This window comes from Roseateles sp. (assembly GCF_046300915.1).
Classification (GTDB): Bacteria; Pseudomonadota; Gammaproteobacteria; order Burkholderiales; family Burkholderiaceae_C; genus Kinneretia.
Map to the genome: position 1 here is coordinate 1 of NZ_JBKCLH010000040.1, position 25,978 is coordinate 25,978.

Genomic DNA, 25,978 nt, shown 5'->3' on the forward strand with positions numbered 1-25,978 from the left:
CGCCAGGCGCGGACGCGGCAGGACCCACAGGCACAAACGCGGGCGCCAGCGACTGCGCCGCCGCCTGATGCAGGGCCAGGCGATAGCCGCCCCAGGCGCTCAGGCCGGCCAGCAGCAGGCCGGGGGCCAGCAACCAGGGCCAGCGTGGTGCCCGGGGCGCAGAACTGGTCGGTTCGCTGGCCAGGCGCCAGTCCCGGTCCACCACCAGCTCAGCGACCAGGGGCAGGGCCGGACGGGGGCTCAGGGCGCTCGTCGCCGGGGGACTGGCCTCAAGTGGCTCGGGTTCCTGCGGCTCGGGTTCCTGCAGCCCCAGATCCTGATGACAGCGCGCGCATTGCCGGGTCTGGGTTACGTCATTGAGCGCACCGCAGTGCCGGCAGGGCTGCAGATGCAGGGCCGCACCGCATTGATTGCAGAACTTGGACCCGGACGGGCTGCGATGCTCGCAGAACGGGCACAGGCTCAGTGGCCGGTGCGCGTGCACGGCCGTCTGTGGCTGCGCCGACGTGGACGGTTCGGCTTCTATGCTGGTCCCCTCAATCTGCCCAGCGCAGTGTAGGACGGCACCCCGCCCGCCGCCACCCGCCCGCCTGAGTGGGTCAAGACCTGTCCCTAGAGCGGGTGACGCCGGTGTAGCCGCCGGTGAACACCGCGGGCATGGGGCACCCAGCCCTGGGTGGCCCAGCGTCGCCACATCAGCAGGCCCCGCAGCCACTCGTCGGCCGCGTAGGCGATCCAGAGGCCCACCAGGCCCCAGCCCAGTCCATGGCCCAGCAACCAGCTGCCACCCGCCAGCACCAGCAGCATGGAGCCCGCGCCCACCATCACCGGATAGCGCGCATCGCCCGCGGCTCGCAGGGCATTGATGACCACCAGATTGAAGGTGCGGCCGGGCTCCAGCAGCACGGTGAGCCACATCAGGGTCACGCCGGCCGAGACGATGCCGGCATCCGTGCTGAACTGCTTGAGCAGCCAGGGTGAGGCCAGGGCCGCCAGCGTGGCCACCACCACACTGATCAGCAGACCTCGGGCCAGGGCCCGGCGCACCAGGCGATGCGCCTCGTGCAGACGGCCCGCACCGATCAGATGCCCCACCACGATCTCCGCCGCGAAGCCGGTGGCCAGGCCGGGCAGCAGCACGAAGTACATCAGCTGGGAGGCGTAGGAATGTGCCGCCAGGGCCGAGGCGCCCAGGGTGCCGGCCACCGCGATGCTGACCATATAGGCCAAGCGGTAGGCAATGTTCTCGGCCGCCCCCGGCAGGCCGATATGCAGCACCGTGGCCAACTCGCGGCGGGGCAGGCGCCACCAGTCGCCCCATTGCGGCCGCAGGCCCAGGCGCAGACGCCACAGCCCCAGATGCAGGCCCAGCCCCAGGCCGCGGCTGAGCACCAGGGCCAGGGCAAAGCCCGGCAGGCCCAGCAGCTGCATCAGCGGAATGGCCAGGGCCAGCTGGCACAGCTGCATGGCCACCAGCACCGCCAAGGTGTCCCGGCTGCGCAGATGGGCGCGCATCACGCTGGCCATGGAGGCATTCCAGGCATCCAGCAGCAGGGCCGGGGCCAAGGCCATCAGAAAGGGCTGGGCCAGGGGCAGCACCTCGGCCGGCGCGTTCAGCAGGCGCAGCAAGGGCCCGGCGCCCAGCAGGGCCGCGGCCCCACCCAGCAGGCCGATCCAGCTGCTGGCGCCCAGGGCCGCGCGGGCCAGGGCGTCGGCCTGGTCGCGGCGTCCGCCGCCCAGGCTCTGGGTCACGACCACGCTGACGCCCGCCCCGATGATGCGAAACAGGATGAAGAGCGTGGCCAGCACATGATTGGCCAGCGCAAAGGCCGCCCCGGCTGCGTCCGACACCCGAGCGGCCAGCAGCGTCCCTATCATGCCCACGGCCAGGCCGAGCAGCAGCTCGATGAACAGGGGCCAGGCCAGGGCGAAGAGGCGGGGCGAGGGCGCGGTGTGTGGCGTCATGGGCTGGGGCGGCGAAGCTGCGCATGCTAGCGCCGCAGCCCAGCGGCTCAATGACTCAGGGGAGCCAAGGGGCGAGGGTCAGGGCTTGGCGGCCCCGCTCTTCCAGCGCTGCAAGGCTTGCAGCATGGCATCCACATGGCCGTCCGGATTCATGCTCTCGTGCACGGCGGCAATGCGTCCGTCGGGGGTGATGAGGTAGGAGATGCGGTCCGCCATGCCGGGCACGATGCGCAGGGCGGCGTCATAGTCCTTCATCACCTTGGCGCCCGCGTCCGCCGCCACGGCAAACCGGCTGCGGCAGGCCTCGACCGAGAACTTCTTGAGCGTAGCGATATCGTCATTGGACATGCCGATCACGGTGGCACCCAGCTGCTTGAACTGAGGCGTGGCGTCCGCGAAGCGCTTGGCCTCAATGGTGCAGCCGCTGGTAAAGGCCTTGGGGTAGAAGTACAGCACCACCGGCCCCTCCTTCAGGGCCGTAGCCAGATGGAAGGCAAAGCCCTGGCCGCCCAGAGCGGCCTCGGCTTTGAAATCGGGCGCTCGGGCGCCCACCTGCAGGGCGGCTTGAGCAGCGGTGCCGAGCAGCAGCAAGGCGGCAAGGCCCGATCGGGCAAGGTTCGGAATGGATATGTTCATGATGGGCAGGGCGGTTGGCGTCGGGCTGATGATCGCTCATTCGACAGTGGCTTGCAGAGACCGGCCCATGCCCGCTGCGCCAGCCACCTCGTGCCACCTCTCGATTACCTGATGTTATGCGCCGAGCGCCGGCTTTCATTGGTCAGACGGACGGGCGAGCTCTAGAGTCAAAGCTCCCGCCAGAACGCAAGCCCCCCATGCTCAAGACCGAGACCCCCAGCACGGCCCACCCGGATCTGGACCTGTATGAACTGCCCCAGCTGATCAGCGCCTTTGTCGAGGATCAGCTGCAGGCGGTGGCGGCGGTCCGCGCTGCCGGTCCGCAGCTGGCTCAGGCCGTGGCCGCCGCCCTGCCCCGCATCCAGGCCGGCGGGCGCCTGATCTATGCCGGTGCCGGCACCTCGGGCCGCCTGGGCGTGCTGGACAGCGTGGAGCTCTACCCTACCTTCTCCTGGCCGCGCGAGCGCGCCGTGGCCCTGATCGCCGGGGGGCAGGAGGCCATGTTCGTGGCGGTGGAAGGTGCCGAGGACGACCAGGCACAGGGCGCACGCGATGTGCAGGGCGTGAGCATCGGCCCCCAGGATGTGCTGCTGGCCCTGGCCGCCTCGGGCGGCACGCCCTATGTGCTGGGCGCTTTGGAGGCGGCGCGCAGCGCCGGGGCCCTGACGATTGCCTTTGCCAACAATGCGGACGCGCCGGCGACGGCCGCGGCCGAGATCGGCATCACCCTGGACACCGGCCCCGAAGTGATCTCGGGCAGCACGCGACTCAAGGCCGGCAGCGCGCAGAAGATGGCGCTCAACACCTTCTCCAGCAGCCTGATGGTCAAGCTGGGCAAGGTCTACGGCAATCTGATGGTGGACCTCAAGGCCACCAATGCCAAGCTGCTGCGCCGCGCCGTGGCCCTGACCGTGCGCGCCACCGGCGCCGATGAGGCCCAGGCCCGCGCGGTGCTGGAGCAGTGCGACTTCCAGGTCAAGGTGGCCGTGGTGGCCCTGCGCCGCCAGATCCCGGTGGAGGCGGCACGCCAGCTGCTGGACCAGGCCCAAGGCCACGTGCGCCAGGCCCTGGACGCAGGCTGAGCGCTAGCCGCCCGTGAATCAGCGCGGTGCGCCACGGCGATGAGCATCGAGCGCATGGAGTTGTCCCGCTTGCGGGCCGAGAATGCACGCCGGACTATGCGGCTGCTCCACGCCGAAACGAACCCTAGCGCATGACAACAAGCATCCCTGAAGCCGGCGGCTCCACCGTCCGCAATCCCTGGGCCTGGAGTCCCAGCCTCTACTTCGGCCAGGCCCTGCCCTATCTGGTGGTCATGACCCTGTCCGTGGTCATGTACAAGAACCTCGAGGTCTCCAACACCGAGATCGCGCTGTACACCAGCTGGCTCTACCTGCCCTGGGTGATCAAGCCGCTGTGGTCGCCACTGATCGAGATCTTCGGCACCAAGCGGCACTGGATCACGGCGCTGCAGTTCCTGGTGGGTGCGAGCCTGGCCCTGGTGGCCTTGTCGGTGCCGGCGCCCAAGTTCTTCCAGCTGACGCTGGCCATGTTCTGGCTCATGGCCTTTGCCTCCGCCTCGCATGACATCGCGGCCGACGGCTTCTACATGCTGGCGCTCAAGACCCACCAGCAGGCGGCGTTCGTGGGCGTGCGCTCCACCTTCTACCGCCTGGCCAATATCGGCGGTCAGGGCGGCCTGGTCTATCTGGCGGGCGAGCTGCAGGAACGCACCGGCAGCATGACGACGGCCTGGAGCATCGTGTTCTTCATCCTGGCGGGCTTCTTCGTCGCCATGGCGGCCTATCACCAGTGGGCCCTGCCCAGGCCCGCATCGGACACGCCACGCAGCCCGACCGGGCAGCACTGGCTGGCTGAGTTCCTGGCCGTGTTCGCGGCCTTCTTCCGCAAGCCAGGCATTGCGGTCTTCCTGGCCTTTTTGCTGCTGTACCGATTCCCCGAAGCCCAGCTGCTGAAGCTGGCCACGCCCTTTCTGCTGGACAAGCTGGAGGCCGGTGGCCTGGCGCTGACGACCAAGCAGCTGGGCATCGCCTACGGCACCGTGGGCCTGACGGCGCTGACCCTGGGCGGCCTGCTGGGCGGCTGGATCATCTCGCGCGTGGGTCTGGGCCGGGCGCTGTGGCCCATGGTGCTGGCCATCAATGTGCCCAATATCGTCTATGTGCTGATGGCAGCCTGGCCGACCGGCAATCTGTGGCTGATCAGCGCCGCCATCGCCTTCGAGCAATTCGGCTACGGCCTGGGCTTCGCCGCCTATCTGCTGGTGATGATCTATGTGGCCGAGGGCGAGCATAAAACTGCGCACTACGCCATCTGCACCGGCTTCATGGCCCTGGGCATGATGCTGCCCGGCATGTGGAGCGGCTGGCTGCAGCAGCAGCTGGGCTATCTGAACTTCTTCATCTGGGTGCTGATCGCCACCCTGCCCTCCTTTGCCGTGGCCGCGCTGATCAAGGTGCCGGCCGAGTTCGGCAAGAAGACGGACGAGGAAGACGCGGCCCGATGAATGCCCGCCTGCTGTCCCTGGATGCCTTTCGGGGCTTCACGATCGCGGCCATGCTGCTGGTCAACAACCCGGGCAGCTGGAGCCATCTGTACGGCCCGCTGGGGCATGCGCCCTGGCACGGCTGGACCTTCACGGACTGGATCTTCCCCTTCTTCGTCTTCATCAGCGGCATGGCCATGCCCATCAGCCTGGGCCGCCGCGCGGCGCTGGGCGATGACAAGCTGAGGCTGCTGGCCCAGACGGCGCGGCGCGCGTTGACCATCATCGCCATCGGCCTGCTGCTCAACTGGATCCCCAGCTTCAGTCTGGCCGAGCTGCGCATTCCCGGCGTGCTGCAGCGCCTGGGCCTGTGCACCCTGCTGGCCGCACCCATCGTGCTGTGGTGGGGCTGGCGCGGCCAGCTGGCCTGGGCCCTGGGCCTGATGGCGCTCTACAGCGCCATCCAGCTGGGCGTGCCGGTGCCGGATGCCCAGGGCGTGTGGCACACCGGCTCGCTGCGCCCGGGCGAGGATGTGGGCGCCTGGCTGGACCGCTGGCTGATGGAGGGCCATCTCTGGCGCCAGAGCAAGACCTGGGACCCCGAGGGTCTGCTGTCCACCCTGCCGGCCGTCGCCAGCCAGCTCCTGGGCGTGCTGGCCGGCCAGTGGCTGCTGAGCCGCCGCGAGCCGGGCGAGAAGGCCATGTGGTTCATGGTGTCGGGTCTTGCCTGCCTGTGGATCGGCCAGCTGCTGGATGCCTGGCTGATGCCCATCAACAAGAATCTGTGGACCCCGTCCTATGTGTTCGCGATGGCGGGCTGGGCCCAGCTGGTGTTCGCCTGCTGCTACTGGCTGCTGGACGCCATGCCCCTGCCGCTGCTGCGCGCGCGCATGGCGCGCCTGGCCAGGCCCCTGCTGGTCTTCGGGATGAATGCGCTGTTCATCTTTGCGTTTTCGGGCCTGGTGGCCAAGCTGCTGGCCAGCGTGAAGCCCGACGGTCAGACCAGCCTCAAGGCCCTGCTCTATGCGCCCATCCAGCAGCTGGGGCTGGCGCCGGTCAATGCCTCCCTCCTGTATGCGCTGGCATTCCTGGGCGCCATGTATGGTGTGGCCTGGTTGATGTGGAAAAAGCAATGGTTCGTCAAAGTCTGAATGCCGGGCGCCGCCGCCTGCTGCTGGCCGGCGGTGCCGGTGCCGCCCTGTCGGCCTGCGGCAGCCTGCCGCCGCCGCAAGAGCGGGCCCCGCTCGCGCGCCCCGCGCCCGAGCTGGCCGCTGCGGCCCCGCCCGCGCCGCGCGAGTTCCGCGCCGCCTGGGTGGCCACCGTGGCCAATATCGACTGGCCCAGCCAGCCCGGCCTCAGCGCCGAGCAGCAGATCACCGAGATGCGCGCCATCCTGGACCGGGCGGTGGCACTCAAGCTCAATGCCCTGATCCTCCAGATCCGCACCAGCGCCGATGCCTTCTACGACTCGCGTCTGGAACCCTGGAGCGAATACCTGAGCGGTCAGCAGGGCCGCTCGCCAGGCTATGACCCCCTGGCCCTGTGGATCCCCGAGGCCCACCAGCGCGGCCTGGAGCTGCACGCCTGGTTCAACCCCTTCCGCGCGCGCCAGAGCGGCGCGAAGTCGGCCCCGGCCCCCAGCCATCTGAGCCAGACCCGCCCCGACTGGGTCAAACGCTATGGCGACCAGCTCTGGCTGGACCCGGGCGAGCCCGGCGCGGCCGAGCACACCCTGGCCGTGTTCCGCGATGTGCTGCAGCGTTACGACGTGGACGGCATCCACATCGACGACTACTTCTACCCCTACCCCGTGCCGCAGCCGGGCAGCGACCCGGCGGCCAAGCTGGAGCTGGACTTCCCGGACGAGCCGGCCTGGCAGCGCTATGTGCAGGGGGGCGGCAAACTGGGCCGGGCGGACTGGCGGCGCCAGAATGTGGACGAGCTGGTGCAGCGCCTGCATCAGCTGATCCGCAGCACCAAGCCCTGGGTGCGCTTCGGCATCAGCCCCTTTGGCCTGCCCAAGCCGGCGCTGCGGCCCGAGGGCATCGCCGGCTTCAGCCAGTACGACAAGCTCTATGCCGATGTGGAGCGCTGGCTGCACGAGGGCTGGCTGGACTATCTGGTGCCCCAGCTCTACTGGCCGCGGGCCCAGCGGGCCCAGGCTTTTGCGCCCCTGCTGGACTACTGGAACGCGCAGAACCGCCAGGGCCGCCATATCTGGGCGGGGCTTTTCACCAGCCGCATCACCCCGGCCGACAAGGCCGAGGGCTGGCCCGTCGAGGAGATCACGGCCCAGATCGCCCACTGCCGCCAGGCCTACCCGGGCAGCGGTCACGCGCACTTCAGCATGGTGGCCCTGAGTCAGAACCGCCGCGGCCTGAGTGAAGCCCTGCAGCGCGAACTCTATGCCGAGCCAGCCCTGGTGCCCGCCACGCCCTGGCTGGAAGCGGGCGGCCCGGCCGCCCCACAGCTGGCCGTGCAGGAAACCGGCCCGGCCCAGCTGCGCCTGCAGCTGCGTCCCGGCCCCGGCAAGCCGGTGCTGCGCTATGCGCTTTGGCAACGCCGTGCGGGCCAATGGCGCTTCAGCACCACGCAGGAGGCCGAGCTCCTGCTGGAGCGCGCGGGACTGGAGGCCCTGGTGGTCTCGGCCCTGGACCGCGTGGGCAATGAGGGCCCGCGTGCCGCCCTGCGGCTGATGGCGGACTGAGCCGCCGCAGGCTCAGGCGGCCCGGGCGCGACGGCGCCAGCCCAGGGCCAGCACACCCAGGCCCAGCATGGCCCAGCTGGCCGGCTCGGGCACCTGGGCCACCAGGGCGATGGGCGTGATCGAGACAAAGCGCTGAGCCCCGTCGAGCTGGATCATGGGGCTGCTCAGCAGGCTGCTGACCTGGCTGAAGCTCAGGCTGGTGCCCCCGATATATTCGTTCATCAGATTGCCGCTGGTGTTGACATGGCCCAGACCCAGCACATGGGCCAGCTCATGCGCGGCCAGGGCGGATCCCAGATTTGAGGCCGCGGTGCTGGACTTCAGCACCATGATGCGCGCAGAGGGATAGCCGGGGCCACCCAGATCCGCGCAACCCACAAAATTGCTGCCGTCCTCGCCACACCAGCTGATGCTGTCCGCGAAGAACATGCTCAGGGTCTTGCTGCCCGGCGCCGCCAGGCTGCGCAGCTCGTCCATCTCCCAAATGCTGTCCAGGCCCAGCAGACTGGGCTTGACCAGGGTCATCGGGGCATTGAATCGGATATCCAGGGTCTGAGAGCCAAAGCTCGGCTGGCTGAAGATGCTGTCCATACCCTGTTCATTCAGGGTAATGAAGCCGGCCATGGCGCCCGCACTCGCCAGGGTGCCCAGCGCCATGACGGCGGCAGCGCGCAGACGCTGCCAGGGCGTGGGGCGGGAAGTCTGGGCGAAAGAGGTAGGCATGGGAAAGCTCCTGCAAGGCAATGCTGCACCGCAGTGTCTCCTCGGACACTCGGCTTTTCCGGGAACGTCCACCCACAAACTAGGGGGATAGACGCGACAGGCCGCAGATGCGGACTCATGAGCCGAGCGCGGTCCGCATGGCGAGGCACCACTGAGCCCAGGTTATGGGCCGGGCCGGCATTGACATTGGCCGCGGCAGGACTGCGGCCCTAAGCTGGGCCGCCGACCATGTCAGTCTCCCCTTACTCCACCACCGCGCTGGGCCTGGGCCTGGATGCCGGGGGCACGCAAACCCGCTGGGCATTGGCCCGGGCCGATGGGCAGATCCTGGCCGAAGGCCAGGTCGCGGGCCTCAGCGGCCTGCAGCTGGCCAGCAGCGCGGGGCGTGTGAGCTTGGCCCTGACCAGCCAGGTCCTGGCCAGCGCCGTGCTGGCGCGGGGCCGGCCGCGGGGCATTTACGCCGGCATCACCGGCGTGGGCGAGTCCGACGGTCCGGCCGCCGCCCAGCTGCGCGAGCTGCTGTCCCAGGCCCTGGGCCTGGCGCCCGCCGCCATCTTCGTGGGCAGCGATATGGACATTGCCTACCGCAGCGCCTTCGCGCCGGGCCAGGGCTATCTGCTGTACGCCGGCACCGGCGCCATCGCGGCCTTCATCGACGAAGGGGGCCGCATGCAGCGTGCCGGCGGGCGCGGTCCCCTGCTGGGCGACGAGGGCGGCGGTTTCTGGATTGCCCGCGAGGCCCTGGCCCAGGTCTGGCGGCGCGAGGACGAGGCGCCTGGCGCCTGGCAGGACAGCGCGCTGGCCAGGCGCCTGTTCGAGGCCCTGGGCGACAGCGACTGGGCCCGCAGCCGCGCCTTTGTCTACGGCGGGGAGCGCGGCGAGATGGGCCGCCTGGCCCTGGCCGTGGCGGCCGCGGCCGAGCAGGACGGCGATGCACAGGCCCGCGCGCTGCTTTATCGTGCCGGCCAGGAGCTGGCCCGGCTGGCGCTGGCGCTGATCCGGCGTTATGGTGCGCGTCCGGTGGTGGCCGCAGGCCGCGCCCTGCAGCTGCACCCGCTGCTGGGCGAGGGCCTGCGCGCGGGTCTGCCCGGCGACACTTCGCTCACCATCACGCATCTGCAACCCCATCTCACCGCCGCCCAGCTGGCCGCCCGCTCATGAAGATCCCGCCACTGCTCGCCCCGCTGACCCTGGCCCTGCTGCTCAGCGCCTGTGCCACCGGTCCGCAAACCCCGGCCCTGCAGATTGACAGCAGCTATGTCTCGGACAACCAGGACAGCCGCGCCCAGTTCCTGATCCTGCACTACACGTGCTGGACTTTCCCAAGTCGCTCAAGGTGCTGACCACGGGCGGCCTGGTCTCCTCGCACTATCTGGTGCGCGACGAGCCCCCCACCATCTACCGCCTGGTCGACGAGAACCGCCGCGCCTGGCATGCCGGCCCCAGCTTCTGGGCCGGCCATAGCAATCTGAACGCCGCCTCCATCGGCATCGAAATCGTCAACCCCGGCTATAGCGACACCGCGGCCGGGCGCGTCTACGCCCCCTTCCCGCAAAAGCAGATCGACGCGGTGATCGCCCTCAGCAAGGACATCGTGGCCCGCCACGGCATCAAGCCCGAGCGCATCATCGGCCATGCGGACATCGCCCCCGGCCGCAAGCAGGACCCGGGCCCCATGTTCCCCTGGAAGCAGTTTGCCGATGCCGGCCTGAGTCCCTGGCCCGACGCCGCCCAGGTGGCGGCCAAGGTGCCTCTCTTCACCCTGCAGCCGCCCGACTACGCCTGGGCCCAGGAGCGCCTCGCGCGCATCGGCTACAACGTGCCGCGCCATGGCCAGCTCGATCAGCTGACGCAGGAAACCATCGTCACCTTCCAGATGAAGTACCGGCCCAGCCGCTACGACGGCCAGCTCGACCCCGAGACCGCCGCCCTGATCGATGTGGCCAGCAGCCCCGGCGGGCTGCTGCTCAAGAGCAGCAGCCCGCTCAGCGGCGAGGCCAAGCCCTATACCTCGCGCTGGTAGGGCCGGGACAAGGCCGACCGGCACCAGGCCGGGTTCTCCCGACAGGTTCACGGAGGCGATAACACAAAGTTATATTCGCCCACGCTCTATTCAGTTGCGAGCGCCGCCCCGCCTCCAAACAATGACCGGTCCCGTCATGAAACCCATGCCCCTGCCCAGGTCCCCCGCCGAAGCCGCTCCACGCCGCTGCGCCGCAAGAGGCTGTGGGGCATGAGGCTGCGCCATATCGAGGTCTTCCACGCGGTGATGCAGGCCGGCACCATCAGCGGTGCCGCCCAGCTGCTGCACATCTCCCAGCCCGCCGTGACCAAGGTGCTGCAGCATTGCGAGCTGCAGCTGGGCATGCCCCTGTTCGACCGGGTGCGCGGCAAGCTCTACCCCACGCCCGAGGCCGAGCGCCTGTTCGTGGAAATCGACAAGCTCAACCGCGACCTGGTCTCGATCCGGCGCCTGGCCGCCAATCTGCGCAGCGGCGAGTCCGAGCAGGTGCGCCTGGTGGCCACGCCCACCCTGGGCGCCACGGTCATTCCCCAGGCCATGAGCCAGTGGTGCCGGGCCTATCCCCAGGCCCGCTGCGTGCTGGCCACCAACCACACGCGCGAGATCGTCTCGGCCCTGCTGCTGGGCGAGGCCGATCTGGCCCTCTCGCTGCAGGACCCACGCCACCCGGGCATACGCTCCGAGAGCATTGCCAGCGGCCCCATGGTGGCCCTGTGCCCCCTGGGCTCACCCGAGGCCGCCGCCGAAGGCCCCCTGCCCCTGGGGCAGATCCACAGCGAGCTGGTGGCCCTGCCGGCGGATGATCCCCTGGGCAGCGTGGTGCTCAATGCCTGCGAGGCCCAGGGCCTGCAGCCGCGCAGCCGCCTGACGGTGCAGACCTACCAGCTGGCCCGCTCCCTGGTGGAGGCCGGCCTGGGCCTGGCCATCGTCGACCCCTTCACCGCCGCCGGCGCCGACCGCAGCCGCCTGCGCCTGCGCCCCGTGGCGCCGCATCTGCCGGTGCAGCTCTATCTGCTCAGCGCCGCCAATGCGCCCCTGGCCCAGACCGCACGCCGTCTGGTGCGCTTTCTGGGCGATGCCGCCAAGGACAATCTGGAGACCCTGGCTTGAACGCCCCCGAATCCCTGACGCCGCCGCCCATGATTCCCTGCGAGGAGGTGCCCGGCCATGCCGACTTCCGCGCCCTGCTGAGCATTCCCGGCATTGCGGTGGACCTGCGCTACGCCACGCCCGACAACTTCGTGGGCCGCAATGTCTATGGTGGCCTGGACTGCAGCTATCTGCGCCGCGAGGCCGCCGACGCCTTGGAGCGCGCCGCCGCCTGGCTGGCGGCCCACCGCCCCGGCTACCGCCTGCTGGTGCTGGACGCGCTGCGCCCCCAGCGCGTGCAGGAGGTGCTGTGGGACGAGCTGCAGGGCACGCCGCTCACCCTGTATCTGGCCAACCCCGTGCGCGGCTCCATCCACAGCTACGGCATGGCCGTGGACCTGACCCTGCTGGACCCCCAGGGCCGCGAGGTGGACATGGGATCGGGCTTTGACGAGATGGCTCTCACCTCCCACCCCGACCACGAGGCCGAGCACCTGGCCCTGGGCCTGCTCCGGCCCGAGCATCTGCTGGAGCGCGGCTGGCTGCGCGCCGCCATGCGCCAGGCCGGATTCCAGGTCATCAGCACCGAGTGGTGGCATTTCGACTTCGGCGACCGCGTGGCGGTGCGCCGCGATCTGCCCCGGGTGATGTAGACAAGCCGCCATGACGCTGAGCCGCCGCCTGCTGGGCCAATCCCTGTTCGCCGCGGGTGCCGGTCTGGCCGCGCCCGCCACCCGGGCCGCCGCGCCCGCAAGCCCGGCCCCGGTCTATCCGCGCCGCCTGCAAGCCGGCGACACCATCGCCCTGGTCAGCCCGGCCAAGGCCACCTTCGAGCGCGAGCCCTATGCCATCGCCACCGAGGCCCTGCAGGCCCTGGGCTTCAAGGTGCGCGAGGCGCCCAACTTGCGCGCGCGCTGGGGCAAGTTCGGCGGCACCGACGAGCAGCGCGCCGCCGACCTGAACGCCATGTTCGCCGACGACACGGTGCAGGGCATCATGGCCATGACCGGCGGCTCGGGCTGCAACCGCATCGTCGACAAGCTGGACTACCGCCTGATCGCCGCCAAGCCCAAGTACTTCGGCGGCTTCTCCGACATCACCTGCCTGCTCAACGCCATGCAGCGCCAGACCGGCCTGGTCTGCTTCCACGCGCCGGTGGCCGAGTCGGAGTGGAATGCCTTCTCGGTGGCGCACTGGCGCGCCCTGGTGATGGAAGGCCAGGCCCCGCTGCTGAGCAACCCCAAGGGCGAGCGCGGCGACAACCTGGTGCAGAAGGACGACCGCATCAGCACCCTGCGCGGCGGCCGCGCCCGCGGCCCCCTGGTGGGCGGCAATCTGGCGGTACTGGCCTCCCTGGCCGGCACGCCCTACTTCCCCGACTGCCGCGGCGCCATCCTCTTTCTCGAAGAGATCAACGAGTACATCTACCGCGTGGAGCGCATGCTCTCCACCTTGCGCCTGTGCGGCGCGCTGAGCCAGCTCAGCGGCGTGGTGATCGGCAAGTTCACCAAGTGCGAACCCGGCGACGGCTATGCCAGCCACACCCTGGACGAGGTCTTCGACGACTACTTCCTGCCGCTGAAGGTGCCGGTCTACCGCGGCGCCATGATCGGCCACATCCGCCGCAAGTTCACGATTCCCGTGGGCGCCGAGGCGGAGATCGATGCCGACGCCGGCAGCTTGCAGATCCTGCGGCCCGTGGTGCGCTGAAGGAGCTGGCCGACGTCAGGACGACGCCTTGGCACAAGGCGAGGCGGGCACGGCGTGGGGCTTGATCAGGGCGGCACTGCGGCCGCTGCGGCACAGGCGCACCAGGGCGGCGTTGAAAGCCTGGAAGTCCTTGAGGCTGACCCGGCTGCGCGAGAGGCCGAAAGAGTAGGCGAACTGCTTCACCACCCCGGCGGCCTGCAAGCCGCCCATGCCGCGCTCGCGGATCAGGTGCAGGGCCACGCCCTCATTGATGAGGGCCAGGCCCTCGGCTCCGTAGCGGCCCGCCACCAGCTTGCGCAGCACGGTGAGATTGTCCGGTCCGGCTCGGTCTCGACCCGCAGGCTGGGCTCGGCCTGGGCCAGTTCCTCCAGGGCCAGCAGGGTGCCCGAGGGACCATAGGCCGCGACGGTGCGGCCCGCCAGCTGTTCGGGCCGGCCGCGGTACACAAAGTCCTCACCCGCCCGGGCAAACAAGGCGTAGCGCCCGTCCACCACGGGCACGCTCACATGGAAATAGGCCCGCCGCTCCGGGGTGTCAGAAATGGTGAACAGGCCATGGGCCTCGCCGCGCTGCGCCTCGTTGAGCGCCCTGCGCCAGGGCAGGACCTCGATGCTGCAACGCCAGCCCAGCTGCTCGCAGGCCTCGCGCAAGACATCCACCATGGGACCCGCGGCGCGGCCCGCTTCGTCGGCAAAGGTGTAGGGCGGGAAGGGCTCGGTCAGGAAACGGCGCACCGGCTCGGCCCCCAACGCAGCCTGCGAAGACAGGAGTGCCAAGCCGCACAGCAGCCGTGTCAGCCACCATCTCCTCCAGCTCTTGTCAGCCACCTCGCCCCAGCCGTCAGCAAGCAGCATGCGTCGCGCTCCTTGTGGATCATCCTCAGGGCGAGGATAGCGCCTCGTCGCGCAGCTCAGGCCCGGCCTCGGGCAGCAGCAAGGTGAAACAGCAACCCATGCCGGGCTCGCTGCTGACGCTCAGCGTCCCACCCAGCCTGGCCAGCGCCAGGTTGTGGCAGATATGCAAACCCAGGCCGCTGCGGCCCTGCCCGAAGCGGGTGCTGAAAAATGGGTCAAACACATGGGGCAGGTTGTCCGCTGTGATGCCGCAACCATCGTCCTGCAGGCTCAGGCGCAACCCGCGCTCGCCCTCGATGGCGGCCCGCAGGCTCAGGCGTCCCTGGCTGCGCCCCGCAAAGGCATGCAGACGGGCGTTGACCAGCAGTTCGGCCAGCAGCTGCTGCAGCGCCACGGGATCGCTGCTGAGAACCAGACGCGGATCCACCTCCAGCCCCAGCGTCAGGCGCAAGTCCGGGGCGGACGCGAGCTGGCCCTGGAACTCATGCAGGAGCTGCTCGCACAGCGGGCGCAGCCGCAGGCGCTGCCGCACCCGGGCATCCGAGCTCACGGCCAGCTGCTTGAACTGTTCGACCAGGCTCGCCGCACGCGCCAGATTGCGCGTCAGCAGCGCCCCGGAGCTGCGGATCTGATCCAGAAAGGTCTCCAGTGCACTGCGGCGCAGCTGCTGCTCCTGCAAGGCCTGATGCAGCTCGTCCGCACGGGACTGCAGATTGCTGGCGGCCATCAGGCTGTTGCCCAGCGGCGTGTTGAGCTCATGGGCCACGCCGGCCACCAGACGACTCAGTGCCTGCAGCTTGCCCTGCTGCACACGCTGGGCCATCTCGCGATCCAGCCGGTCAGCGCGCCGCGCCTGCTCCGCCGCCTCGGCACGCGCCTGCTCGGTTTCGTGCAAGACCTGCATGGCCAGCACACGCTGGGCAGCTTGATCGGTCTGGCTGCGCCGCCTGGCGGCCTCGGCCAGTCGGCACAGCCGGTAGGCCTGCGCCATATCGCCGCTGGCCGCCCAGGCATCGGCGAGCTCGTCCCAGAGCTCGCCGGGAGGCGTAAAGCCGGCCAATGTGCCGGCCAGCTGCTGCGCCTGCAAGAGGTAGTGCAAGGCCGGGCTGGGCGCCCGCGAGGGCTCGTCCGGCTGAAGCTCCGGGTGATCCGCATGCAGGCGGGCCAGAGCGCGCAGCGACTCGATCTGCCGGTACACATGCGCGCTGTCGCGGGCGCGCTGCAGGGCAGCATGCGCACGGCCCAGCGCCGCCTGCCCCCGCCCGAGCAGGCTCAGAGCCTGCGCCTCGCCACGCAGGGCATGTATGCCCAGATCCGGGTGCAGCCGGGCCTGACCATGGGCCTGGAGCTGCTCGAAGGTCTGCAGGGCAGGTTCCGCCTCGGCCCGATCCAGCAGCAGATCACCCCGGCACTTGAGCAGAATCGCATAAGGTCTGGAGGCCGGCAGGCCGCCCAGCCTGTCGAGGGCCTCATCCAGCGCCTGCAGGGCCTGATCCAGCCGCCCGAGTCGCCTGAGCGTATCGCCCAGCTGGGTCAGGCTGTGCCCCTCCAGCATCGGCCAGGCACGCGGGCGCAGCAGTTCCAGTGCATGCTCCATCCACTGCAAGGACTGCTCGTAGATGCCCAGATTGTTGAGCGCATCCACGGCGTTGTGGATGGCCACCACGGCCCGGTGCAGCTGGCCGCTGTTGCGGGCCTTCTCAAAGGCCAGGAGGCGTTCGCCGGCGGCCCGGCCATAGTCACTGGCCTGGGCGGCCAGCGTGCCACGAAGCTCGTGCGCCCAGGCGTCTACGCCCACGGGTAGCGCGCCAATCTGCTCCAGCGACGGTGCGCCGCGCGCGCGGCCGGCCAGAGGGTCGGCAAAGGTATGCAGCAAGTCCGCCCACAAGCTCGCGGCCTGCGCGCGCTGGGACTGCGCCCCGGCCCGGCGCCGCACGCTCTCCAGCCTGGGAAGCGCCTGGGTCTGGCGTCCCTCCGAGGAGGCACGCCAGGCCTCCAACCAGTCGCAGTCGGCCAGCCCCAGCGCATCGTCCGCCGCCTCGAAAGCCTGACGCGCGCGCTCCAGGGCCTGGTCCAAAAGCAGGAAGTCCATCTGGAGCAATGCAAGCTCGGCCTGGACCAGATCCAGCCGGGCACATCCGACCTCGGGCACCAGGGGTCGCAGCTGGGCGCTCAGGACCAGGGCGGCGGCCGGGTCGCGCTGCCGCTGGTGCCAGCACAAGGCCAGGCGTTCGGCCACGCTGGCTCCAGCCCGCCCGGCCGAGCGGGCCAGGATCAGATAGCTCGCCTCGTCGATGAACAGATCCATGGCGGCTTCAGCATAGGCCAAAGCCGGCCGCCTGTCGCCGCGAGCCGATCAAGCCCGCTGCGCAGCCTGGGGCGCCGAGCGCGCGGCCTTCAACGCTGCCGCGCCAGCCAGTCGATCAGGCCATCCAGCACCGCACGACCACGCGGGCCGGCGCGTTCGTCATTGAGCATGGCAGCCACCACCCAGGTGCGACCGGCGGCATCGGGCACAAAGCCGGCCAGGGCGGTGACATCGCGCAGGGTGCCGGTCTTGAGACGGGCCCGACCGGCCGCGGGGCCCTCACGCAGGCGCCGGCTCAGCGTGCCGTCCACCCCGGCCACCGGCAAGCTGACCAGCAGCTCCGGTCCATGACGGCCGCGCTGCGAGGCCAGCAGCAAGGCCACCATCTGGCGCGCGCTGATGCGCTCGCTGCGCGAGAGGCCCGAGCCGTTGTCCAGCACCAGGCCCTGGGCGTCTATGCCCTGCTCGGCAAACCAGGCGCGCACCTGGCGCTCGGCCGCGGCGCGGCTGTCCTCACCCGGCGCCGCAGCCGCCGCGCCCAGGCGCAGATAGACCAGGCGGGTGAGCGGGTTGTCCGAGCGCTTGTTCATGCCGTACATCAGCTCGGCCAGGGGCCTGCCCTGATGCAGGGCCAGTCGTACGGCGCCGGCCGGCGTCGCGCCCTCGCGGTCCTCGCCCCCCACGCTGCCGCCCAGCTCGCGCCAGATCTGACGCAGGGCCTGGGTGGCGATCCACTGCCGCTCGATCAGATTGAGCTGGGGCTCGACCCGGCAGTCGCGCGGAAAGCTGCCGCGCAGCCGCACCACGGCCTCGCCGCCCTGCCAGAGCACCTCGGGCAGCTGCCAGCCGGCCTCCCAGTCCTTGCAGGGGCGGTCAGCCAGCGTCATACCGCGGACGTCCACGCGCATGCCGGGCCAGGCCGGGCTCAGCCGCGCCTGCAGCTGCTGCCCATCCGATTGCAGTCGCAAACCGAGCAGCTGCCCGTTCAGATAGAGCGCATCCGGAATCACGTTGTACTGGAACTCCGGTGCCTCATCGAAGGGCGGCACGCCGATATCCAGACGTGCCGGCTGGAACAGGCTGCGGTCCACCACCAGACCGCCGCGGATCTCGCGCAGGCCCTGCTCGCGCAGCTGGCGCAGCATCTGCCACAAGGCGCCCCAGTCCAGCTGGTCGTCGGCGCCACCGCGCAGATACAGCGGCCCCTCCAGCACCTCGCCGCGGATGGGTGTGTCGGCCAGCAGCTCGGTCTGGCCGCGGCTGTTGGGCCCCAGCCGGTCCAGGGCGACCACACTGGTCACCAGCTTCATGATGGAGCCCGGCTGCATCAGCCGCTCGGGCTGCACCTGCAGGCCCTCAGGCCCGGCCTCCCCGCCCTGCAAGGGCACGGCCACCACGGCCAGGGCGCTTTCAGGCAGGCCGGCGCCCTGCAGCGCCTGACGGATCTCGGCGGGCAGCCCGGGGCCGACGGGCGCGAGGCTGGCGCAGCCCGACAGCAGCAGGGCCGTGGCAAGCAGGCCCAGGAACTTGGCAGTAGTGGCGCTCATCTTTGCGGGGTCTCTCTACGGTCGTTGGCTGCGCCCCGGGGAGAAGCGGACGCGGGCTCACTGTATAGTCCGCCGCCGTCTGCGGGCATAACTTCTTTCGCGAGCTCCACAAGCGCGGGGAATGACCCGGGCAAGCTGCCCCAGTCTGCGGCGTGGTCTGCCCCGCCAAGGGGCGGGTGCGCGCCAAGCGGGGGCAGATCTTGTCCTGCATTCCATCAGGTTATGGCCAGGCGATAAGCATTCATCGTGACAGACACAACAAATGGGTGGGAGCCCTCTGGCGGGGTTCAGGACCCTGTCTGATCATGAATGCAAGCGGGCCGTGCGCAGACAGCGCCACCAGACCCACCCCAGGGACCAGTATTCCATTCCTCTGCACATCAACCAGCGGCTTGCGCCGTCCACGATGTGCCAGCCCCTACGAAGGAGAAGCAGCTTGAAATTGAACAAACTCGCGCGCAGTCTGGCCCTGGTCGGTATTGGCGTTCAGGTGGCAGGCATGGCCTGGGCGCAGAGCGGCCCGGAGGTGAAGAAGGTTGAGCGCGTGGAAGTCACCGGCTCCAGCATCAAGCGCCTGGCCTCGGAGGGCGCGCTGCCGGTGCAGGTCATCTCGGCGGCGGAACTGAACCGCAAGGGCATCACCACGGCCGAGCAGATGCTCAGCCAGATGGGCGTGAATGGCACGGGCGCCGACAGCGCCGTGGCCAACAACAATGTGTTCGGCTCCGACACCGACCGCCTGACCGGCGGCTCGGCCAACGCCAATCTGCGCGGCCTGGGCCCGGGCAGCACCCTGGTGCTGCTGAACGGTCGCCGCGTCTCCACCCACGGCATGAGCGGTGGCGCGGTGGACCTGAACGCCATCCCCATGGCCGCCGTGGCCCGCGTCGAGGTGCTCAAGGACGGCGCCTCCGCCATCTACGGCACCGACGCCATCGGCGGCGTGATCAACTTCATCCTGAAGAAGGACATGCAGGGCGTGGACGTGGGCGTGAACTTCTCCCAGCCCCTGGAGTCCGGCGGCGGCACCAAGCGCCGTGCCAGCATCACCGGCGGCTTCGGCAATCTGGACCGCGACCGCTTCAATGTGCTGGCCAGCCTGGCCCTGGACAAGGACGACATCCTGCGCGGCAATGAGCGCAGCTGGGCCAATGGCTTCCAGCCCGATCGCTACCTCTCGCCGGACTCGTCCAGCCATCCCTTCGCCAACGTGATCAATGTGGCCAACACCGCCATCGGCGCCACGGGTTCCACCGTGGGCAGCGGCGACGCGACGCGATACACCCGCATCAATGCCCTGAGCCTCAGGGGCGCTTGCGACGCCATCCCCACGGGCGTGCAGTACCAACCCCAGCTCTGGAACGCCAGCGCCGCGGCCAACCGCTACCTGTGCAACACCGACTATGGTCGCCAGTACATGCTGGCCCCGCCCAAGGAGGCCTTCAATCTGGTGACGCGCGGCAACTTCCTGCTGAGCGACAGCCACACCGCCTTCGTCGAGCTGACCGCCTCGCGCACCGAATCCAGGGCCGAGCTGACCCCGGCCCAGTTCAGCACCACGGCCGCGGCCGGCAACCATTACCCGGTCAACGGCCCGCACTATCTCAACCTCAAGAGCGTGGGCGTCAATGACTTCGACCCCACCAAGCCCATCGCCTACCGCTGGCGCATGCAGGACTTCGGCAACCGCGTGATCGGCAATGTGTCCGACAACCAGCGTCTGGCCACCGGCCTGGACGGCGATATCGGCCAGTACGCCTACAAGCTGGGCCTGTCCACCGCCAAGGCCAAGGCCTGGTCGGATCTGATCGACGGCTATGCCTACACCGCCAAACTCAACGAGGCGCTCAAGACCGGCATCATCAACCCCTGGGTCAAGCCCGGCGAGAAGCAGAGCCAGGCCGCCATGGACCTGATCGAGTCCACCAAGGCGCGCGGCCGCCTGCAGGGCGGTGAAACCACGCTGACCCAGTTTGACGGCGCGATCTCGGGCGGCCTGATGGCCCTGCCCGCCGGCTCGCTGGACTTTGCCGCCGGCTTCGATCTGCGCCGCGAAGGCTACAAGTTCGCCCCCGAGCCCGGCGCCTTCAACTGCGTCTCCGGCCTGAGCAATGGCGCCACCGATGTGCTGCTGTGCCCGGGCAATAGCGCGATCGGCAAGCAAAGCCGCGACATCAAGGCCCTGTACGGTGAGCTGGCCGTGCCGGTGTTCAAGGGCTTTGATCTGCAGCTGGCCCTGCGCCATGACCGCTACAGCGATGTGGGCAGCACCACCAACCCCAAGGTCGCCTTCCGCTTCCAGCCCAATGACATGGTGCTGCTGCGCGGCTCGGTCAACACCGGCTTCAAGGCCCCCAGCTTCCAGCAGCTGGCGCCCAATACCGCGCCCCTGCTGGACACGTCCGACTGGCGCGACCCCGAGCTCTGCCCCACCGTCAGCGCCAGTAATCCGAACTGCACGCGCCGCCTGGACTACATCGTGACGGGCAAGCCCGACCTCAAGCCCGAGAAGTCCACCCAGGGCACCATCGGCATCGTGTTCTCGCCCCTGCGCGATCTGTCCTTCTACGCCGATTACTGGCGCGTGGACCTGGACGAGCGCCTGCGCAAGCTGACGCTGAGCGAGGTCAAGAACAACTACGCGCTGTTCAAGGATCGCTTCGCCCGCGACAGCAGCGGCCGCGTGTCCCTGGTGACCACCGGCTGGGAAAACGCGGCCGACAGCTCCACCAAGGGCCTGGACTGGGGTGGCAGCTATCTGTTCAAGCATGCGACGGGCACCTGGCGTGCCAGCGTGAATGGCACCCACATGATCAGCCACAAGGAGCGCGCCCTTGAGAACCAGCCGCTGCAGGAGCTGGTGGGCGAATTCGCACTGCGCACCCTGTATCTGCGCAACAAGCTGAGCGCCGACCTTGGCTGGGCACGCGACAACTGGGCCACCACCCTGACCACGGTCTACAAGTCGGGCTACAAGGACCAGGACATGACGCGCTTTGGCACGCCGCGCCGTGATATCAGCAGCTACACCACGGTGAACCTGTTCGCCAGCTACACCGGCCTCAAGAACACCACCATCACCGCCGGCCTGAACAATCTGTTCGACAAGGCCCCGCCCTTCTCGTATCACAACGTGGACGATGTGGTGGGCGCCGGTTGGGATCCGCGCGTGGGCGACCCCTTCGGCCGCACCCTGAGCGTTTCGGTGAACTACAGCTTCCGCTGATCGCAGCCTGCGGAGCGCCTCCAGCGCTCCCTGGCCTCATCACTGCCAACCCGCCAGCGCCATTCGGCCCTGGCGGGTTTTTTGCGTCCCCCTCACGGGCCCGGTGGTGAAGGCTCCGCTCGGCAGGGCCGATACGCGGCCGACGACCGTCGCGTGGGCGGTACATGCGGGCAAGACCCTAGACGGTTGCACCCTGCGCCGGATTGCAAGTTTTCGTCGCCTGGTGGCAAGTCACGGGCAGCCCGGCGGGCCGCAGCACTACAGGCATAACCGCGACACATGCCACGCCCTCACAACGCAATGGGCGCTTCGTGGGCAAACGTCCGACAGTCCAGGCAGTGCCGGCACAGGCGCAGGCACCCCCGCAAGCACTCAAGCAAGCAAGAAACTGGAGACTCCATGCCACCCCGCCTCAAGTTCCATCCCCTTGCCCTGGCCAGCGCCCTGGCCGCACTGAGCCCGGCCCTGATGGCCCAGACCGCGCAGCCCGCCAAGACCGCGGCGGCCAACAAGCTGGAGACGGTGGAACTCACCGGCATCCGCGCCTCGCTGCAGCGCTCCATCGATGCCAAGAAGCAGGCCGACACCAATGTCGAGGTGATCAGCGCCGAGGACGTGGGCAAGATGCCCGACAAGAATGTGGGCGATGCGCTGAGCCGGGTGCCGGGCGTGAATGTGCAGGCCGGCAATGCCCTGGCCATGGACGAGGCCGAGCGCGTGGCCATTCGCAGCGTGCCGCCCAGCCTGAATCTGTTCACGGTGAACGGCCACGCCATCAGCTCGGGTGACTGGCATATCTCCGACCAGGCCTCCTCCACCCGCAGCGTCAGCTTTGCCCTGCTGCCCTCCCAGCTGATCGGCCAGGTCACGGTGTTCAAGAACGGCCAGGCCGACGCCATCGAGGGCGGCATCTCGGGCAGCGTGGACATGAAGCTGCGCAAGCCCCTGGACTTCCGCAAGCCGCTGGTGGGCGAGGCCGCCATCGGCCTGGTCCATTCGGACCGCGCCGGCAAGACCGATCCGCAGCTCAGCGGCCTGATTGCCTGGCAGAACGAGGCCCGCAGCGCCGGCGTGCTGGTGCAGGCCTTCTCCGAGAAGCGCCATATCCAGCGCGATGCGGCCGAGACCTTCTCGCGCGGCTTCTTCAATCAGGCCGGTGCCACCGCCTCGGGTGATGCCTCCCTGCTGAACGTGCGCTTCCCGGCCAACTTCAATGCCGCCAGCTTCCAGGGCGTGCGCGAGCGCAAGGGCGCCTATATCGGCGCGCAGCTGCGTCCCAGCAAGGACACCGAGATCCACCTCAGCGCCTTCAGCGCCCGCCTGGATGCGCAGAACTTCAACAAGGCCCCCTATGCCACGGTGAGCGGCATGATCGGCACCCTGGCCACCGGCGCCTACCGCGTCAGCGATGCCAAGGTGGTGGACGGCGTGCTGACCGAGGCCACCCTCACCCGACCCGCCGGCAGCAGCACCCAGACCCAGGGCCTGATGGTGGACCAGCTGCTGCGCGACGGTGCCCACTCCACCAGCCAGTTCCTGGACCTGGAGGCCGAGCACCGCTTCTCGGACAGCTTCAAGCTCAAGGCCCGCATCGGCAGCACCAAGGGCGACGGCATCACCGAGGCCCAGCCCTATATCAAGCTGGGCCTGATCAATCCGCACCAGTTCAAGTACAAGATCTTCCCGGACAAGGCGCCCGAGTACGCCTTCTATGACGCGGCCGGCAAGGCTATCGACCTCTCGGACATCAAGAACTACCAGCTGGTCCATGAGCGCACCAATGCGCCCAAGTCCCTGGACAAGGAAGACTATCTGCACCTGGACGGCGAGCAGCGCCTGGACTGGGGCCTCTTCAATCTGCTCAAGTTCGGTGTGCGCGCCACCGAGCACCGGCGCGACTTCTCGCAGAACCTGATCTTCTGGAAGGCCGAGCGTGACGGCGGCTACAGCCAGGTGGGCCTGAGCTCGGGCAACTTCCTGCCCCTGATCAACGGCGTGGCCCCCGCGCTGCCGGTGCCGGCCGGCAGCTTCCCGGCCGACCAGGGCAATGGCCTGGGGGGCAACTACCCCACGGCCTATCCCTTCTTCTCGGAAGCGCAGATCCGCGCCTTCAACGCGCAATACCTCTACCAGGACCCGGCCAATATCAACTGGGGCGGCGCCTACACCATCAAGGAGTCCAACCAGGCGGCCTATCTGATGACGGAGTTCGAGACCGGCAAGTGGAGCGGCAATCTGGGCCTGCGCAGCGTGACCACCAAGGTCAGCTCCATCAGCTATCAGCGCCTGGGCAACTTCGGCTGCGACACCACCACGCCGCGCTGCCGCGCCGATGGCGCCTTCACCACCAATGCGCAGGTCAACGGCGTCTTCCTGCCCCAGCTGGTGGAGACCACGCACCGCGTGCTGCTGCCCAGCCTGAGTGCGCGCTACCAGTTCAGCCGCGACCTCATCGGCCGCTTCAGCCTCAACCGCACCATGGGCCGCCCCAACTATGGCGAGCTGGCCGGCTCGGTGAGCCTGACGAACGAGGACATTGCCAAGGGCCCGCTGACCGCCACCATGGGTGGCAACCCGGCGCTCAAGCCCACGGTGTCGAACAATGTGGACGTTTCCCTGGGCTGGTATTTCGCACCCCGGGCCTTTGTCTCGGGCGGTCTGTTCCAGCAGCGCATGAAGGACTATGCCGGCCGCGGCCGCACCAGCCTGCCCCTGTTCAACCCCTTGACCAACAAGGTGGAGAACTTCGACACCGCCACCCGCGTGGGCGTGGATGCACGGGTCAAGGGCCTGGAGCTGGCCACCGAGGTGCCGGTGGGGGCGGGCTTCGGCTTCGGCGCCAACTACACCTATGTGGATGCCGAGGACGACAGCTTCACGCCGGCCCAGCCCATGGTGGGCAGCTCCAAGCACACCTACAACCTGATCGGCTTCTACGAGACCGAGCGCTACTCGGTGCGCATGGCCTGGAACCACCGCTCGCCCTTCCAGTGGGTGCAGGTGGCCTCGGCGCCCTTCAATGTGCAACGCTGGGCCGACTCGGTGGGCACGCTCTCGGCCTCGCTCAACTACAAGCTCAGCGAGAACCTGAGCCTGAGCCTGGACGCCAACAATCTGAACAACCCGCGCCGCAAGTACTACCACGACGGTCTGGAGCAGCTGCCCCAGGGCTACTTCGTCTCCGGTCGCCAGTACTACCTGAACCTGCGCGCCAAGTTCTGAGGCGGTTCCGCCCGCCCCAGAAGCGCAAAGCCCGTCGGCACAAGTCGACGGGCTTTTTCAATGCCAACGCTGGCCCGGCATCAGTTAGGGCTCTTGGGGTAAGGCAGTTCCTGCGGCAGCGGATGGCGCGATTCGCAAGTACGCTTCCAGCGCGATTGCACCGGGTCCATGCATTCACTCATGCGTCGCTGGAAGTTATTGCTGGCACCCACTCGCTTCTTGCAGGTGTAGTAGAGCCGCCCCAGCAGGTCGGGGCCGTATTCGGCAGTCTCCAGATCTTTCAGGCAGGTCTCACGCGCGTCCTTGACAGCTCTGATTTCGCGCTGCCGCGCCTGATATTGATCCATAGCCCGCTCGTAGTCCGCGGCCGCCTCGGCCTTGGCGCGAGCCAGGCGCTCCGCTTCCATCTTTTCAAAACCTCCGCCGGCCCCCGCCTGAAGCAGGGATCGCGCGCGCTCAGGGCCCCAGATCTCCCCGAACAGTCCCAGCAACTCGGGGCTGCCCTGCCATGCATCGAGCGTCAGCCATCGACGCTCCAGCGCGGCTTGCAACCACTGCTTGCGATGCAGGCTCATCAGCGCGGGTCGCAACTGCTCCCAGTCACGCCCAAGCGCCAGCTCATCGGCCAGCAGCACCGCGGCCACCTCATGATCCGCATCCAGTTCGATGGCACGGCGCAAGGCCGCCAGGCGTTCCGCCGAACCTGAGGCGCTACGGCGCGCCAGGGCCAATTGCTCCCGGGAGCGCTGGCTCAGCTCCGGCGCCAGCGCCTGCAGGCGTTGAACGGCGGTCTCGGCCTCAGGGGTCCCCAGGTGCTTGCCCGCTCGGGCGCGCAGCACCGCCACGGCGCCGGCCAAGTCCGCCTGGCGCCCCTGCAGCAGCTCCGCGTAGGCCAGCTTGCGCTGCGGCGACAGGGCTTCGGCCTTCCAGGCCCGATCCAAAAGCCCCGCCGCCTTGGCGTACAGGCCCTCGGCCAGGGCAGCGTCGGCATCGCTCAGGGTTTGCTGTGCCGCAATGCGCTGGCCGAGCTGAGCCACCGCACCGCGAGCAGCTTCGTTCGGGGCCAGGCTGGCGCTACGCTGCTGCGCCTCGCTCGCGGCGGCCGGCTCACCCAGCATCAACAGGGCAAGGGCCAGGTAGTAGGGCGGCCGATAGTCATTGGGCGCCTGCTGCCCGGCCTTGCGCGCCAGCGACATGGCCTGGCTGGCCTGACCGGTGGCGAGCAGCCTGCGCGCCTCCTCGACCAGGCTGTCCACGCCGGGCGCAGAAACAGCTTTTGTGGCCGGACTACCCGACGGCTTGGTGGCCGCGCCTGGCGTCGCACTGGGCGAGGGTTTGGGCTTGGCCTGTTGCGCCGCCGGGGTCTGCGCCTGGGCATGCGCTGACAAGGGCAGCGCCATGGCCAAGGACAGCAGACCGAGCATATGGCGGGTCAAGCCATGCAAGCTTCGGGAGTGAGACG

General features: G+C 69.1%; 21 protein-coding genes. 12 read left to right on the forward strand and 9 right to left on the reverse strand.

Annotation, left to right across the window (positions count from 1 at the left end):
* The 3 genes from ACK5F2_RS02705 to ACK5F2_RS02715 all read right to left on the reverse strand — a co-directional run.
* Window positions 1–484: double zinc ribbon domain-containing protein (locus ACK5F2_RS02705; RefSeq protein ID WP_409862575.1), on the reverse strand; the 484-nt coding region annotated here is incomplete at its 3' end.
* A gap of 128 nt (window positions 485–612) precedes the next feature.
* Window positions 613–1,965, reverse strand: coding sequence for an MATE family efflux transporter (locus ACK5F2_RS02710; RefSeq protein ID WP_409862577.1), 1,353 nt, complete (start codon window positions 1,963–1,965; stop codon window positions 613–615).
* Window positions 1,966–2,043: 78 nt separating this feature from the next.
* Window positions 2,044–2,601, reverse strand: coding sequence for a peroxiredoxin (locus ACK5F2_RS02715; RefSeq protein WP_409862578.1), 558 nt, complete (start codon window positions 2,599–2,601; stop codon window positions 2,044–2,046).
* A 197-nt stretch (window positions 2,602–2,798) separates the two neighbouring features.
* On the opposite strand from ACK5F2_RS02715, the gene murQ reads away from it, so the two are divergent.
* From murQ to ACK5F2_RS02735, 4 genes are all read left to right on the forward strand, one after another.
* On the forward strand, window positions 2,799–3,683 hold the full coding sequence (murQ, locus tag ACK5F2_RS02720; RefSeq protein ID WP_409862580.1) for an N-acetylmuramic acid 6-phosphate etherase: 885 nt from the start codon (window positions 2,799–2,801) through the stop codon (window positions 3,681–3,683).
* 131 nt (window positions 3,684–3,814) lie between these two features.
* A complete protein-coding gene (locus ACK5F2_RS02725) occupies window positions 3,815–5,128 on the forward strand; it encodes an MFS transporter (RefSeq protein ID WP_409862582.1) in 1,314 nt (437 codons plus the stop codon).
* The gene (locus ACK5F2_RS02730) at window positions 5,125–6,258 is read left to right on the forward strand and encodes an acyltransferase family protein (RefSeq protein ID WP_409862583.1); all 1,134 of its coding nucleotides are present in this window, start codon (window positions 5,125–5,127) and stop codon (window positions 6,256–6,258) included. Before ACK5F2_RS02725 ends, ACK5F2_RS02730 begins: the two co-directional genes overlap by 4 nt.
* Complete coding sequence (locus ACK5F2_RS02735; RefSeq protein WP_409862585.1) at window positions 6,240–7,814, forward strand: glycoside hydrolase family 10 protein; 1,575 nt, start codon at window positions 6,240–6,242, stop codon at window positions 7,812–7,814. The genes ACK5F2_RS02730 and ACK5F2_RS02735 overlap by 19 nt, the downstream gene beginning before the upstream one ends.
* Before the next feature lie 12 nt (window positions 7,815–7,826).
* Here the strand turns inward: ACK5F2_RS02735 and ACK5F2_RS02740 are convergent, their stop codons facing one another.
* Window positions 7,827–8,537, reverse strand: a complete 711-nt coding sequence (locus tag ACK5F2_RS02740; RefSeq protein ID WP_409862586.1) for a PEP-CTERM sorting domain-containing protein — start codon at window positions 8,535–8,537, stop codon at window positions 7,827–7,829.
* A gap of 228 nt (window positions 8,538–8,765) precedes the next feature.
* On the opposite strand from ACK5F2_RS02740, the gene ACK5F2_RS02745 reads away from it, so the two are divergent.
* The 6 genes from ACK5F2_RS02745 to ACK5F2_RS02770 all read left to right on the forward strand — a co-directional run bounded on the left by ACK5F2_RS02745 (window position 8,766) and on the right by ACK5F2_RS02770 (window position 13,359).
* Complete coding sequence (locus ACK5F2_RS02745; protein WP_409862588.1) at window positions 8,766–9,698, forward strand: N-acetylglucosamine kinase; 933 nt, start codon at window positions 8,766–8,768, stop codon at window positions 9,696–9,698.
* On the forward strand, window positions 9,695–9,880 hold the full coding sequence (locus tag ACK5F2_RS02750; RefSeq protein ID WP_409862589.1) for a hypothetical protein: 186 nt from the start codon (window positions 9,695–9,697) through the stop codon (window positions 9,878–9,880). Before ACK5F2_RS02745 ends, ACK5F2_RS02750 begins: the two co-directional genes overlap by 4 nt.
* On the forward strand, window positions 9,847–10,560 hold the full coding sequence (locus ACK5F2_RS02755; RefSeq protein WP_409862590.1) for an N-acetylmuramoyl-L-alanine amidase: 714 nt from the start codon (window positions 9,847–9,849) through the stop codon (window positions 10,558–10,560). The genes ACK5F2_RS02750 and ACK5F2_RS02755 overlap by 34 nt, the downstream gene beginning before the upstream one ends.
* 210 nt (window positions 10,561–10,770) lie before the next feature.
* Complete coding sequence (locus tag ACK5F2_RS02760; RefSeq protein ID WP_409862592.1) at window positions 10,771–11,670, forward strand: LysR family transcriptional regulator; 900 nt, start codon at window positions 10,771–10,773, stop codon at window positions 11,668–11,670.
* The gene (locus ACK5F2_RS02765; RefSeq protein ID WP_409862594.1) at window positions 11,667–12,302 is read left to right on the forward strand and encodes a M15 family metallopeptidase; all 636 of its coding nucleotides are present in this window, start codon (window positions 11,667–11,669) and stop codon (window positions 12,300–12,302) included. Before ACK5F2_RS02760 ends, ACK5F2_RS02765 begins: the two co-directional genes overlap by 4 nt.
* A gap of 10 nt (window positions 12,303–12,312) precedes the next feature.
* Window positions 12,313–13,359, forward strand: a complete 1,047-nt coding sequence (locus tag ACK5F2_RS02770) for an LD-carboxypeptidase (protein ID WP_409862595.1) — start codon at window positions 12,313–12,315, stop codon at window positions 13,357–13,359.
* A 15-nt stretch (window positions 13,360–13,374) separates the two neighbouring features.
* Here ACK5F2_RS02770 and ACK5F2_RS02775 read toward each other — a convergent pair whose 3' ends face one another.
* The 4 genes from ACK5F2_RS02775 to dacB all read right to left on the reverse strand — a co-directional run bounded on the left by ACK5F2_RS02775 (window position 13,375) and on the right by dacB (window position 18,068).
* On the reverse strand, window positions 13,375–13,662 hold the full coding sequence (locus ACK5F2_RS02775) for a hypothetical protein (RefSeq protein WP_409862597.1): 288 nt from the start codon (window positions 13,660–13,662) through the stop codon (window positions 13,375–13,377).
* Window positions 13,584–14,213, reverse strand: coding sequence for a substrate-binding periplasmic protein (locus ACK5F2_RS02780; protein WP_409862598.1), 630 nt, complete (start codon window positions 14,211–14,213; stop codon window positions 13,584–13,586). Before ACK5F2_RS02780 ends, ACK5F2_RS02775 begins: the two co-directional genes overlap by 79 nt.
* A 25-nt stretch (window positions 14,214–14,238) precedes the next feature.
* Window positions 14,239–16,521 carry an ATP-binding protein gene (locus ACK5F2_RS02785; RefSeq protein ID WP_409862599.1) on the reverse strand — a complete coding sequence of 761 codons (2,283 nt, stop codon included), beginning with the start codon at window positions 16,519–16,521 and terminating at the stop codon, window positions 14,239–14,241.
* Between the two features lie 89 nt (window positions 16,522–16,610).
* Window positions 16,611–18,068, reverse strand: coding sequence for a D-alanyl-D-alanine carboxypeptidase/D-alanyl-D-alanine-endopeptidase (gene dacB / locus ACK5F2_RS02790; protein WP_409862601.1), 1,458 nt, complete (start codon window positions 18,066–18,068; stop codon window positions 16,611–16,613).
* Window positions 18,069–18,504: 436 nt separating this feature from the next.
* On the opposite strand from dacB, the gene ACK5F2_RS02795 reads away from it, so the two are divergent.
* Both ACK5F2_RS02795 and ACK5F2_RS02800 read left to right on the forward strand, forming a co-directional pair.
* Complete coding sequence (locus ACK5F2_RS02795) at window positions 18,505–21,294, forward strand: TonB-dependent receptor (RefSeq protein ID WP_409862602.1); 2,790 nt, start codon at window positions 18,505–18,507, stop codon at window positions 21,292–21,294.
* 399 nt (window positions 21,295–21,693) lie between these two features.
* Window positions 21,694–24,516 (forward strand): TonB-dependent receptor, encoded by a 2,823-nt coding sequence (locus ACK5F2_RS02800; protein WP_409862604.1) that lies wholly within the window; start codon window positions 21,694–21,696, stop codon window positions 24,514–24,516.
* Window positions 24,517–24,596: 80 nt separating this feature from the next.
* On the opposite strand, the gene ACK5F2_RS02805 is transcribed toward ACK5F2_RS02800, so the two are convergent.
* Window positions 24,597–25,940, reverse strand: coding sequence for a hypothetical protein (locus tag ACK5F2_RS02805; protein ID WP_409862606.1), 1,344 nt, complete (start codon window positions 25,938–25,940; stop codon window positions 24,597–24,599).
* Window positions 25,941–25,978: the final 38 nt, after the last annotated feature.

What these genes read in the sequence shown, in the direction of transcription:
- ACK5F2_RS02710 (WP_409862577.1), bottom strand. Translation starts at nt 1,965, where the DNA reads ATGACGCCACACACCGCGCCCTCGCCCCGCCTCTTCGCCCTGGCCTGG.
- ACK5F2_RS02715 (WP_409862578.1), bottom strand. Translation starts at nt 2,601, where the DNA reads ATGAACATATCCATTCCGAACCTTGCCCGATCGGGCCTTGCCGCCTTG.
- murQ (WP_409862580.1), top strand. Translation starts at nt 2,799, where the DNA reads ATGCTCAAGACCGAGACCCCCAGCACGGCCCACCCGGATCTGGACCTG.
- ACK5F2_RS02725 (WP_409862582.1), top strand. Translation starts at nt 3,815, where the DNA reads ATGACAACAAGCATCCCTGAAGCCGGCGGCTCCACCGTCCGCAATCCC.
- ACK5F2_RS02730 (WP_409862583.1), top strand. Translation starts at nt 5,125, where the DNA reads ATGAATGCCCGCCTGCTGTCCCTGGATGCCTTTCGGGGCTTCACGATC.
- ACK5F2_RS02735 (WP_409862585.1), top strand. Translation starts at nt 6,240, where the DNA reads ATGGTTCGTCAAAGTCTGAATGCCGGGCGCCGCCGCCTGCTGCTGGCC.
- ACK5F2_RS02740 (WP_409862586.1), bottom strand. Translation starts at nt 8,537, where the DNA reads ATGCCTACCTCTTTCGCCCAGACTTCCCGCCCCACGCCCTGGCAGCGT.
- ACK5F2_RS02745 (WP_409862588.1), top strand. Translation starts at nt 8,766, where the DNA reads ATGTCAGTCTCCCCTTACTCCACCACCGCGCTGGGCCTGGGCCTGGAT.
- ACK5F2_RS02750 (WP_409862589.1), top strand. Translation starts at nt 9,695, where the DNA reads ATGAAGATCCCGCCACTGCTCGCCCCGCTGACCCTGGCCCTGCTGCTC.
- ACK5F2_RS02760 (WP_409862592.1), top strand. Translation starts at nt 10,771, where the DNA reads ATGAGGCTGCGCCATATCGAGGTCTTCCACGCGGTGATGCAGGCCGGC.
- ACK5F2_RS02770 (WP_409862595.1), top strand. Translation starts at nt 12,313, where the DNA reads ATGACGCTGAGCCGCCGCCTGCTGGGCCAATCCCTGTTCGCCGCGGGT.
- ACK5F2_RS02780 (WP_409862598.1), bottom strand. Translation starts at nt 14,213, where the DNA reads ATGCTGCTTGCTGACGGCTGGGGCGAGGTGGCTGACAAGAGCTGGAGG.
- ACK5F2_RS02785 (WP_409862599.1), bottom strand. Translation starts at nt 16,521, where the DNA reads ATGGATCTGTTCATCGACGAGGCGAGCTATCTGATCCTGGCCCGCTCG.
- dacB (WP_409862601.1), bottom strand. Translation starts at nt 18,068, where the DNA reads ATGAGCGCCACTACTGCCAAGTTCCTGGGCCTGCTTGCCACGGCCCTG.
- ACK5F2_RS02800 (WP_409862604.1), top strand. Translation starts at nt 21,694, where the DNA reads ATGCCACCCCGCCTCAAGTTCCATCCCCTTGCCCTGGCCAGCGCCCTG.
- ACK5F2_RS02805 (WP_409862606.1), bottom strand. Translation starts at nt 25,940, where the DNA reads ATGCTCGGTCTGCTGTCCTTGGCCATGGCGCTGCCCTTGTCAGCGCAT.